Consider the following 12,023-nt stretch of genomic DNA (forward strand, 5'->3'; position numbering starts at 1 on the left):
CGCTGCCGCCGCTGAGGGCGCTGAGGACGTTAAGGACGCTGAGGGCACGGAGGCCACTGAGGGCACCGCGCGGGCCGAAGGCCATCCACCCCGCTGTCAAAAAACTGTCATCAACGCTGCCTACCATCCCGACTGCGCTCCGAAGAGCGGTCCCACTCGATGCCCGGCCACCCGCCGGGCATCGTCGTTTGCAGCGTCGAACTTTCAGATTGCTTTCAACAACATGAAGCCAACACCGAATCCATCTCGCCGCACCATTCTCAAATTCCTCGCCACCTCCCCGATGCTGCCGCTGGGCTCGGCCTCGGCCGCACTGCTGGCCGGCTGCGGCGGCGACGACGACGCGGACACCGCACCGAACCCCGGCACGCCGACCGCCACCTTCACCACCGCCGAATTCATCGGCATGAGCGCCCCGACGCTGGCGGCGCCGGCGGCCATGGCCACCACCACGGTCGGCTCCGAGCTGAAGGTCTCGTTCAGCGACGGCAGCAGCCAGACCTACAAGCTCGCCTATCAGCCCTTCTTCATCACCGGCGATAAGGTGCCCGACGGCAAGGGCGGCACCGTCGTGGCCGGCGGCTACTTCGACATCCACAACCAGCCGATCGTCGACCGCTCGGTGCCCGGCAGCGAGCGCCAGTTCTTCTCCGATTGCGTCGACGGCAGCTCGCTGCTGACGCTGGCGGACGCCAACGTGCCGGGCGTCAAGGGCAAACCGGTGTTCGCGGTCGTGCAGTTCGAATACACCACGCGCGACCAGGCCGGCGCCTCCACCTACGGCATGCTGCCCTCGCCGATCGCGATCCTGACGCTCGACCAGGACCCGGCCACCGGCAAGTTGACGCTGGTCAAATACCACAACGTCGATACGTCGTCGGCGCGCGGGCTGTGGATCACCTGCGGCGCCAGCCTGTCGCCGTGGAACACGCACCTGTCGAGCGAGGAATACGAACCGGACGCCTTCACGATCGCGTCGAACACGCAGTTCCAGCGCTTCAGCAGCTACACCTTCGGCGATCCAACCGCGGCCTCGCCGTACGACTACGGCCATCTGCCCGAGGTCACGGTCAACCCCGACGGCACCGGCTCCATCGTCAAGCACTACTGCCTGGGCCGGATCTCGCATGAGCTGGTCTGCGTCGCGCCCGACGAGCGCACCGTGCTGATGGGCGACGACGCCACCAATGGCGGCGCCTTCATGTTCATCGCCGACCGCGCGCGCGACCTGTCGTCCGGCACGCTATACGTCGGCAAGTGGAATCAAACGTCGGGCACCGGCCCGGGCTCGGCCACGCTGAGCTGGATTCCGCTGGGCCACGCCACCAGCGACGAAATCCGCGCGCTGGTGCGCGGCGGCATCCAGGCCACCGACATCTTCGACGTCAAGACCACCGATCCGGCCGATGCCGGCTATACCCGCATCCCGTTCAACGGCGGCTTCCAGTGGGTCAAGCTGATGCCCGGCATGGAAAAGGCCGCGGCCTTCCTCGAGACGCACCGCTACGCGGCGCTCAAGGGCGGCAGCCTGGGCTTCACCAAGTGGGAAGGCACGACGATCAATGCGCGCGACAAGGTCGCCTATATCGCGATGTCCCGCATCGAATCGTCGATGCTGAACGGCTCAGGCGGCGTCAAGGTGGAGGGTCCCTATTCGGGCGCGGTCTACGCGCAGAACCTGCGCGGCGGCCAGGCCGATACCACCGGCGCGCCGATCAACTCGGAATGGGTGCCGGTCGATATGGCCGCCGTCCCGGAACTGATCGCGGAAGACTTCGGTGGCGGCAAGCTCAAGCAGCAGGACGCGCTGGGCAATTTCGCCAACCCTGACAAGATCGCGACGCCCGACAACCTGAAGTTCTCGGAAAAGCTGCGCACGCTGTTTATCGGCGAGGACAGCAATACCCACGTCAACAACTTCCTGTGGGCTTACAACGTCGATACGAAGAAGCTGTCGCGCGTGTTGTCGACGCCGGCCGGCGCGGAATCGACCGGCTTGCATGCGGTCGACGAGATCAATGGATGGACTTACGTCATGAGTTCGTTCCAGCATCCGGGGGATTGGGAATCGCCGTTGCATGACATCGTCAAGCCGACGCTGGATCCGCTGGTTCGGGCCAATTACAAGGATCGGTTTGGGGCGGCAGTGGGATACATCACGGGCGATGCGACTTCGGTGAAGTTGGCGAAGGGATAAGCCTCTGACGCGTCAAAAGAAGCCCGGGCGAGAGAAAACGCCCGGGCTTTTTTATTGACGTCCGGTTGCCACGGCGACCGCGAAACGGATGTTGAAAGGAAAGACGACTAGACTGTCGCCCTCGGCTGCATCCCGCATGCCGTGCCCCCCCGAGGGGGCCGGCCCTTTCACCTATCCCTCAATGACTGACAAGACCCGACAAATCGCCATTGCCCTGATCCTATTGGCGGTCATCGCCATGCTGTGGCTGGTGGGCAACGACCAGAACAATGCCAGCGACACCGCCTCCTCTGCCGTTGCGGACGCGTCGCAGGTTCCATCCGCCAGCGCGGCGGGCGGCATTTACCGCGGCGGCACACTCGAACCGTTCAGCATCGACCCAACGCGATCCGCCGATCGCCTGCAGGTGTACCAGGCGGCCGCGATCCTGCAAGACTATCGCGAAGATCGCGACAGCGCCGACCAACGTTATCGCGGGGCGTACTTCATCGTCGAGGGCGTGGCCAGCGGGATTCGACGCGAGGGCGATACGCGGGTCTATCTCGATATCCGCACGACCGTCCCGGATCAGCCGGTACGCGCGAACCTGCTGGAACAGCAGAACTGCGGCGCCGCTCGGCCGGTCTGCGAAGTGGAAGCGCGCGCCACGATGGTCCGGCGCGGACAGAAGGTCGCGGTCGAGTGCACCGGGGCGGGCATCGTGGGTACCACGCCGGTGCTCGACGGCTGTCTGCTGCGGGGCGGTGCCAATTGAGCTGAAGAGATCCGGGGCCGGCCGCCTTCCCGAACGCCTTCCTGCTGGGCCCTCCCCCAGTTTCATCCTGCTGTCATTTGCGCCGCGCACAATCGCCCCTGTTCGGCCACCGATGCCGATCGCATGACCGCGCCGGCTTTTTTGCGGCGCACCGCACCACCGGTTGTCCTTGACACCGGTTTTTTTGCGGCTTGAATGAAAACGTTTTCATTTACCCCCCCACCCCGGTTCCAGCCGAATGCCTCGTAAACCCGCACCCCTCGCCACGTCGTCCGCGTCGCCCACGCCGTCCAATGGCGCGACCCTGATGAACGTTGCGCAGGCGGCGAGCGTGTCGCTGGCCACGGCATCGCGCGTGTTCAGCAATCCGGAACTGGTCCGCCAGGACACCGCCGAGCGCGTGTTGCGGGCGGCGGGCGAACTCGGCTTCCGCCCCAACCTGTTGGGTGCCAAGCTGCGGGCGCAGCGCACGCGCATCGTCGGCGTCATGCTGCCGACGCTGGAAAATGCGGTATTTGCCGAATGCTGGCGCGGCATCGAGGAGGCAGCGCTCGCGCAAGGCTATTCGCTGATGCTGGTGACCAGCCGCTACGACCCCGCGCGCGAACGCGAGCGGATCGAATATCTGCTGCGCCATCGGGTCGACGGCATGGTGCTGACGGTGGCCGATGCAGCCCGCAGCGCGGTGCTGGACCAGCTCGATGCGGAGCGCGTGCCGTATGTGCTCGCGTACAACCAGGGGACGCGCCGCGGCAAACACTACTGGGTATCGGTGGACAACCGCGTCAGCGCACGCGCCGGCGTGGAGACGCTGATCGCCGCCGGGCATCGGCGCATCGCGGTGGTATCGGGCGCCTTCGCCGCATCGGACCGCGCCAAGCAACGCTATGCGGGTTATCAGGACGCGATGCGCGCGCATGGCCTGGAACCGCTGCCACCGCTGTCGCTGCCGGCCCACACGCCCACGCATACGCCGGAGGAGGCCGAACACATTCGGCGGCTCGTGACCGCGCCGCGCGGGCCCACGGCGCTGTTTTGCACCAACGACATGCTGGCGATCGGCGTGATGTCCATTCTGAAGCGCCTGGGACTGTCCGTGCCCCGCGATATTTCCGTGCTCGGCTACGACGGCATCGAACTCGGCAAGCTGCTGGAGCCGCCGCTGTCCACGGTCGTGCAGCCCAACAACGAGATCGGTGCCCGCGCGCTGGCATGCCTGCTGGCACGGCTGAACGCCGCCGGCGCAAACGCCGCGCCGGACCGTGGCCCCCCACGCGCAACGCTGCTGCCGCACGCGATACGTGCGGGCGCCACCGTCGGACCACCCGCCTAGCGCCCGCCGCAGCCGAACCGGCGCGCTTCACTCGCATCGACTTGTGCCGTTTTCCACCACCGTCGTACCTAGAAAAGGAGTGCATCATGCAATCGACTTCGTCCTGGCTGCGCCGCTTGCGCTGGGTGCTGCCCACGCTCGGCGCGGTCGTATTCAGCCACGCCGCGGCCGCGCAAACCGCCATCTGCTACAACTGCCCGCCGGAATGGGCGGACTGGGCCGCGCAAATCCGCGCGATCAAGGAAAAGACCGGCGTCACGGTGCCGCACGACAACAAGAACTCGGGTCAGTCGCTGGCCCAGATCGTCGCGGAAAAGGCCAACCCGGTGGCCGACGTGGTGTATTACGGCGTGACGTTCGGCATCCAGGCGCAGAAGGAAGGCGTGACGGCGCCCTACAAGCCGGCCAACTGGAATGACATCCCGGACGGCCTCAAGGACCCGCAGGGCCACTGGTTCGCGATCCATTCGGGCACGCTGGGCCTGATGGTCAACGTCGATGCGCTGCGCGGCAAGCCGGTGCCGCAATCGTGGGCCGACCTGCAGAAGCCCGAGTACAAGGGCATGGTTGGCTATCTCGATCCGGCCAGCGCCTTCGTCGGCTATGTGGGCGCGGTGGCGATCAACCAGGCCTTGGGCGGTTCGCTCGACAATTTCGGCCCGGCGCTGAAATTCTTCAAGGACCTGCAGAAGAACCAGCCCATCGTGCCGAAGCAGACCGCCTATGCGCGCGTGCTGTCCGGTGAAATTCCCATCCTGCTGGACTACGACTTCAACGCCTATCGCGCCCGCTACAAGGACCGCGCCAATGTCGCCTTCGTGATTCCCAAGGAAGGCACGCTGGTGGTGCCCTACGTCATGAGCATGGTCAACAAGGCGCCGCATCCGGCCGAAGCGCGCAAGGTGCTCGACTTCGTGCTGTCCGACGCCGGGCAGGCGCTGTGGGCGAATGCCTATCTGCGGCCGGTACGGGCCAAGGCGGTGTCCAAGGAGGTGGAGGCGCGCTTCCTGCCCGCTTCGGACTACGCCCGCGCCAAGACCATCGACTACGGCAAGATGGCCGAAGTCCAGAAGGCCTTCAGCGACCAATACCTGAAGGAAGTGCGCTGACGCAACGCCGGGGCGCACGTCGCTCCGGCCAGCCCCTATTTCCGGCTCCTTTCGGTTGGAGACACCCTCACCATGCGCCGTCGCCCCTCTTCACCAAACGCCCGCACGCTGATCGTCTTTGCATTGCCGGCGCTGATCGTTTTCCTGGCGTTCTTCTGCCTGCCAATGGCCAAGCTGCTGGCGGTCAGCGTGGCGGGCGACGACGGTGCCGGCGTCTATTGGACCGTGCTGTCCAGCCCGCGCTATCTGCACAGCCTGCTGTCCACGGTGCTGCTGTCGGCATCGGTGACGCTGGTCACGCTGGCGATTGCCGGCGTGGCGGGAACTTTCCTGCAGCGGCATCCGGTGCCCGGCAAGTCGGTACTGGTTGCCATGCTGACCTTTCCACTGGCATTTCCCGGCGTGGTGATCGGCTTCGTGGTCATCATGCTGGGCGGCCGCAACGGCCTGCTCGCTTCGATCGGCGATCTGCTTGCCGGCGAGCGCTGGACGTTCGCCTATGGCATGGCGGGACTGTTCGTCGGCTACCTGTATTTCTCCATTCCACGCGTGATCCTGACCGTGATGGCAGCCGTGGAGAAGCTCGACGCCTCGCTGGAGGAAGCGGCCCGCTCGCTGGGCGCCAACCGCTGGCGCGTGGTGCGCGACGTGATGCTGCCCGCGCTGATGCCAGCCTTGATTTCCAGCGGCGCGATCTGTTTTGCCACCAGCATGGGCGCGTTCGGCACCGCCTTCACGCTGGCCACGCAGCTCGACGTGCTGCCGCTGACCATCTACAACGAGTTCACCAACTACGCCAACTTCGGCATGGCCGCCGCGCTGTCGATCCTGCTCGGTGCCGTGACCTGGGCCCTGCTGGCGGCGGCTCGGCATCTGTCCGGCAACGCGGTTGCCGCCACCGCATAGGAGCGCGCCCATGAATTCCGTCCGTCGTGGCTATGCCTATTGGGCGCAATTGGCACTGACGCTCGCCGTCTGCGCCTTCATGACCGTACCCGTGGCCCTCTCCGTGCTGGCGGGCCTGACCAACAATATCTTCGTCGGGCTGGAGAGCGGCCTGACCACGCGGTGGGTCCAGGAGGTGTGGGGCCTGTACCGCAACACCATTTTCCTGTCGCTTGGCATTGCGCTGGCGTGCCTGGCCTGCACGCTGGTGCTCGGCGTTCCGGCCGCCTACTACATGGCGCTGCGCCGCAGCCGCGTGACCCGGCTGATCGAAGAGCTGCTGATGTTGCCGGTGGCGATCCCCGGCCTGGCGACGGCACTCGGCCTGATCCTGCTGTATGGCGGCCTGCCATGGTTGCGCACCAGCTGGGTCTTCATCCTGATCGGGCATGTCTTGTTCACCTTGCCCTTCATGGTCCGCTCGGTACTGGCCATCATGTCCGCCATCGACATCCGCACGCTGGAAGACGCGGCCGCGAGCCTCGGCGCCACGCGCATGCAGCGATTCTTCACGGTGGTGCTGCCCAATTGCCGGCAAGGCATTCTCGCCGGCGCACTGATGGTCGTGACGCTGTCGGTCGGGGAGTTCAACCTGACCTGGATGCTCCATACCCCCACCACGCAGACGCTGCCGGTCGGACTCGCCGACAGCTATGCATCGATGCGGCTGGAAATCGGCTCCGCCTACACCATCGTGTTCTTCCTGATGATCATCCCGCTGTTGGTGGTGATGCAGATCGTGTCCGCCATGGGGGCGCGCGCCCAGCGACATCCTGTGCAGGACACGCCCGTGCCGTTCGCCGGCACCGTCACCACTTCGCTGAACCCACCAGTCGGTCTGGACAGCGCGCCGCAGTCCCAGCCCCAGCCACAAACGGAGGCCCCCCGCCATGCATGAGCCCACCACCATCGCGCTGCGCCGCTGCGGCAAGACGTTTCCCGACGGCACGCGCGCCCTCGAACCGCTGGATCTGGACATCGGCGCCGGCGAAACCGTCGTGCTGCTCGGCCCCTCGGGCTGCGGCAAGACCACCACGCTTCGCATGATCGCGGGCCTCGAATTTCCCGATGTGGGTGGCGAGGTGCTGTTCGGCGGCGCCCCGGTCACGCATCTGCCAATCGAGCAGCGCGGCGTCGGCATGGTGTTCCAGAACTACGCCCTGTTCCCCAATATGACGGTGGCGGAGAACATCGGCTACGGCCTGCGCGTGCGCAAGGTCGATGCGCAGACTCGCCGCCGGCGCGTCGACGACATGCTGGCCATGATGCAGTTGGGCATCTTCGCCAATCGGCGGGTCGACCAGCTGTCCGGCGGCCAGCGCCAGCGCGTGGCCCTGGCGCGCGCCATTGCCGTGCAGCCGCGCGTATTGCTGCTGGACGAACCGCTGACCGCGCTCGATGCCAAGCTGCGCGACGCCCTGCGCGCCGACATCAACCGCTTGCTGCGCAGCCTGCGCATCACGACCGTCTATGTCACGCACGACCAGGCGGAGGCGATGGCGCTGGGCGATCGCATCATCGTGATGGACAAGGGGCGCATCGCGCAAAGCGGCACGCCGCAGGAGGTCTACCGGAATCCGGCCAACGCCTTCGTCGCGGACTTCATCGGCACCATGAACCGCTTGCCGGCGGCCGCGGCCGACCATGTGTGGCGCGTGCCGGGAGGCGCGTTGCCGCGTGAGGCGCAACACATCGAGGTGGCGTTGGCCGAGCTGATGTTCCGGCCGGAGGACGTGTCACTGACCGACGCGCCCGGCGCGCCCGATGTCCATGTGACCGGCAGCGTCGTCACCGCCCTGTTCCTGGGCCATGCGACCAGGCTGCTGGTCGACGTGGGCGCCTCGGCCCCGATCGTGCTCGATACCGCGCGACGCGACCGCTGGACGGCCGGCGACCGCGTCGGCCTGCGCATCGATACCAGCCATCTGGTGACGGTGCCCGCCGAGCCGGCACGGAGCGCGGCATGATGCAGACCGTTTCCCAGGCTACGCCCTACCTCGTCGCCCACATCACGGACCTGCATATCAAGGCCGGCGGCAAGCTGTCCTACCGCCGCGTGGATACCGCGGACGCGCTGCGCCAATGCATCGATACGCTGTTGGCGCTGCCCCAACGTCCCGACATTGTCGTGGTGACCGGCGACCTGGTCGACTTCGGCAGCGAGGACGAATATCGCTTCCTGCGGGGGATTCTGGAAGCCCTGCCAATCCCGGTGCGGCTGATGCCCGGTAACCACGACAGCCGGGAAGCGCTGCGTCGCGTATTCGCCGATCACGCCTATCTATTCGCTGCGGGCGATGGTGAGGCGCCCGTGCACTATCGCATCGACGCCGGGCCGTTGACGCTGATCGCCTTCGACTGCACCGTGCCGCGCCACAGCGGCGGGCGCGTGGACCCGGATGCGCTGCCATGGCTGGAAGCCGCGCTGGCTGTCGCCCCGGAACGCCCTACGCTGCTGATGCTGCATCACCCCCCCTTCCACACCGGCATCGGCCATATGGACCAGCAGGGCCTGGAGAACGCCGCGCTGCTCGAAGCCGTGGTCCGGCGCCATCCGCAGATCGAGCGCGTGCTATGCGGCCATCTGCATCGGCATATCACCCGGCGCTTTGGCGGCACCATCGCCATGACCGCGCCCGGCCCGGCGCATCAGGTGGCACTGGACCTCGATCCGCAGGCGGCTTCGCGCTTTCGGATGGAACCGCCGGGGTTTCTGCTGCACTGGTGGCATCCGGTGCATGGGCTGGTTACCCATGCGGCGCCGATTGGGGATCATGGGCCGGTGTATCCGTTTTTTGATGAGGGGGGGAGGTTGATTGATTGAGGGGATAGGGGCAACGGAGGCGATCGGTGCAAGCGGTTTGCGGCTTCTCGGAACAACTTTTCAGGTCGCGAGCAGTACTTGGTTTGCACGGGACATTGCCCGCTATCGGCCATCAGCAGACATGGCATCCCTCTCTGTCACATTGCCGCCCTTTGCCTCGCAATCATGAGACATTACGACACTATTGAATTTATGACAAACGCACTCTCATGATCGCCGCATGCGGAATCCAGCCCTCCGAAAGTGGGGAATGCTGCTGAGACACAACATGCAGCTCGACCCTCTCGGCATAGGTCCGAGGCTTTAGGCCTGGGATTTCGCGAGAGTACAATAGCCCCGAACCAATCATGCTGGCGGTAATGGCAAAAAATTGTGCATAGAATGGAGGAGCTCGTCATCGCGCTCGCACGAGATACGCACGATCAGCAGGACCTGAGACCCTTTTCTCGTTTGTAAACTGCGACAGCACGCCTGACACGGCATTCATGTACAAAGACGCACTAACGATCCTTGTGGCCGAACGGGATATTGTCGTGCGATCGCTCGACGGCAAGGGGCGGTGCCGATCGCGGTACATCTCTGATACCGATTTGGTGTGCACACCAAATCTGTTCCACCTACACCTAAGGTGCGGTTGTGCGCAGACCGCACGGATTCAAGCCTCTACCAGCAGTAACGGACTTACAAGGCACCATGACGATCGCAGACTCCCTTTCGCAGTTGCTCAAATCACACAGTTCAGGCCCCTTTCTCTTCGCGGGCTCCGGCCTATCGCGGCGCTATCTTGGTTTGGAAGACTGGGATGGACTGCTGCGCAGGTTCTGTCAACATATCAAACCCTACGAGTATTACCTGTCTTCCGCCGACGGCAATCTCGCAACAGTGGCGGGCTTGATGGCCGACGACTTCCATGAGGTCTGGTGGAGTCATCCAGACTATCAACAGAGCCGGGAAAGGCACCAAACTAAAATTGCCGATCGTACTGGACCGCTACGCGTAGAGATTTGCGACTATCTAAAGAGCGTCAAGCTTGCTGATCACGCCAAAGGTCAGTATGGAGATGAAGTAGCAGCTCTAAGTCGCCTGAACGTAGATGGGATCATCACCACGAATTGGGATACGTTTCTGCAGTCACTATTTCCGGACTATAGGGTGTATGTCGGCCAGGACGAATTACTCTTTTCCAACCCGCAGTCGATCGGCGAAATTTACAAGATTCATGGTTGCGTCAATACGCCTCGCAGTCTAGTTCTCACGCAGCACGACTATCATGATTTCAACGAGCGAAATGCGTATCTCGCGGCGAAACTGATCACCATTTTTGTCGAGCATCCCGTGATCTTCATGGGCTACTCTCTGAACGACGACAACATCATCGCTTTGCTTCGCGCGATCTGCGCCTGCATCGGCCAGGACAAGCTCCAGCAACTTAACAACAACCTAATCTTCGTACAGCGCTCGAAAGATGGCAAGGACACGATGTCTCCGACGATGATCGCCCTGGACAAGGTACAGATACCCATCACGCTGATCCGGGCGACATCGTTCGTAGGGGTGTACGAAGCAATCGAGTCAACCAAACGGAAGATCCCGGCGCGCGTCCTGAGATATTGCAAGGAGCAGCTCTACGAACTGGTGAAGACCACCGACCCTCATGGAAAACTCGTCGTGGTGGACGTGGATAGCGTCGAAGGCAAGGAAGACATCGAATTCGTGGTCGGCATCGGAGTGGCCGCCGAAAGGCAAGAACAGGAACGTGTTCAACTGGGCGACGTCGGTTATACAGCAATTTCCACCGTCGACATCTACAGCGACTTGATACACCGGGATAAGGGGTACGAGGCAGAACGCGTATTGCGCGAAACACTGCCGCGACTTTCCAGAAGCCTAAAATTCCTGCCGATATTCTTCTTACTGCGAGCAGCCGGCGTCAACAATTCTGAACAGTATCGGGCATCGGGCTTTGATGCCGACAAGTATGTCAACCTGTCGCCGATCGACTTTCAAACCAAAGCACTGAGCAAGGGATTTCGCCGGAACTATCGCGGCCTATCTGTTCCCGAGATGATCGGAAGGCTTACGCCGGAAATCGTCGCGCAATATTTGCCTTTCGTACAATGGACACGCGACGACTATCCGGAAATTCAGAAGTTCCTGGCGGAACATTCGGACCGATTCGCCACGGGCGCCTACTCTACGGCGTTTCGCAAGCTGGCTTGTCTCTACGATCGTGCGATGTATGGTTGGGAATGAACGCTTTGCGGAAGCGCTCGACGAAGGCTTCCGCGGCGCGAATAACAGTAGCGGGAAGGGATTGGCTTCAGCGCATTGAACGACCAGATCAAATGCACGTCACCGGAGCTTGAAACACAATTCGCGCCGGCGTGCCGGAAGCATTCCTTTGTATCAAGACGCAAATGGCGAAGTACCGTCGCACGTCTATGATATTTGCTGAACGCGGTTTGCTTTTTTGGAACATCAAGCGCCCTGCCAGTTGCTCGCAGGCTCGGTCGAACTCTGGATGCGCATGGCAAAAGATGGGACGAATACAGTTCCGCCCTTGGCTGCGAAAGCCATTGACGGTCGATTGCACAAACGCTCAGTACGATGGGGTTTCCAGAAAGATCGCACTTTCCCCTGCTCTAATTGGCGTAATAATTTACTAGACAACGAGTTTTTCCCATGATCCAAAGTATAAGATGTGCTGTCGATTTTGATCGACAGACAGGTGACGCTCATTATCGTAGAGTCGGATGGGAAGAACAAAGGAAAATATTCCTGCAAATAATGCAGGACGCACTGAAAAGTCTCCATCAGACGATGCAACAAAATGAAGGAAGTGCTTCGGGTCAGGAGTCGCC

10 protein-coding genes are annotated in these 12,023 nt (G+C 63.2%); 9 read left to right on the plus strand and 1 reads right to left on the minus strand.

What is annotated here, in order from left to right:
* Positions 1-223 precede the first annotated feature (223 nt).
* From KZ686_RS15930 to KZ686_RS15970, 9 genes are all read left to right on the plus strand, one after another.
* On the plus strand, positions 224-2,197 hold the full coding sequence (locus KZ686_RS15930) for a PhoX family protein (protein WP_265634128.1): 1,974 nt from the start codon (positions 224-226) through the stop codon (positions 2,195-2,197).
* 181 nt (positions 2,198-2,378) lie between these two features.
* Positions 2,379-2,951 (plus strand): OB-fold protein, encoded by a 573-nt coding sequence (locus KZ686_RS15935; RefSeq protein WP_265634130.1) that lies wholly within the window; start codon positions 2,379-2,381, stop codon positions 2,949-2,951.
* Between the two features lie 307 nt (positions 2,952-3,258).
* Positions 3,259-4,284, plus strand: a complete 1,026-nt coding sequence (locus KZ686_RS15940; RefSeq protein ID WP_265634132.1) for a LacI family DNA-binding transcriptional regulator — start codon at positions 3,259-3,261, stop codon at positions 4,282-4,284.
* 86 nt (positions 4,285-4,370) lie between these two features.
* Positions 4,371-5,393: an ABC transporter substrate-binding protein gene (locus KZ686_RS15945; protein ID WP_150083542.1), complete on the plus strand. Its 1,023-nt coding sequence runs from the start codon at positions 4,371-4,373 to the stop codon at positions 5,391-5,393.
* 72 nt (positions 5,394-5,465) lie between these two features.
* A complete protein-coding gene (locus KZ686_RS15950; protein ID WP_265634134.1) occupies positions 5,466-6,299 on the plus strand; it encodes an ABC transporter permease in 834 nt (277 codons plus the stop codon).
* Between the two features lie 10 nt (positions 6,300-6,309).
* Positions 6,310-7,236, plus strand: coding sequence for an ABC transporter permease (locus KZ686_RS15955; RefSeq protein ID WP_265634136.1), 927 nt, complete (start codon positions 6,310-6,312; stop codon positions 7,234-7,236).
* Complete coding sequence (locus KZ686_RS15960; protein ID WP_265634138.1) at positions 7,229-8,305, plus strand: ABC transporter ATP-binding protein; 1,077 nt, start codon at positions 7,229-7,231, stop codon at positions 8,303-8,305. Before KZ686_RS15955 ends, KZ686_RS15960 begins: the two co-directional genes overlap by 8 nt.
* On the plus strand, positions 8,302-9,162 hold the full coding sequence (locus KZ686_RS15965; protein WP_265634140.1) for a phosphodiesterase: 861 nt from the start codon (positions 8,302-8,304) through the stop codon (positions 9,160-9,162). The genes KZ686_RS15960 and KZ686_RS15965 overlap by 4 nt, the downstream gene beginning before the upstream one ends.
* A 693-nt stretch (positions 9,163-9,855) precedes the next feature.
* Positions 9,856-11,415, plus strand: coding sequence for an SIR2 family protein (locus KZ686_RS15970; protein WP_150083537.1), 1,560 nt, complete (start codon positions 9,856-9,858; stop codon positions 11,413-11,415).
* Between the two features lie 225 nt (positions 11,416-11,640).
* On the opposite strand, the gene KZ686_RS15975 is transcribed toward KZ686_RS15970, so the two are convergent.
* On the minus strand, positions 11,641-11,976 hold the full coding sequence (locus tag KZ686_RS15975; RefSeq protein WP_265634143.1) for a hypothetical protein: 336 nt from the start codon (positions 11,974-11,976) through the stop codon (positions 11,641-11,643).
* Positions 11,977-12,023: the final 47 nt, after the last annotated feature.

Source organism: Cupriavidus cauae, assembly GCF_026210475.1.
In the GTDB taxonomy this organism is placed as follows: domain Bacteria; phylum Pseudomonadota; class Gammaproteobacteria; order Burkholderiales; family Burkholderiaceae; genus Cupriavidus; species Cupriavidus cauae.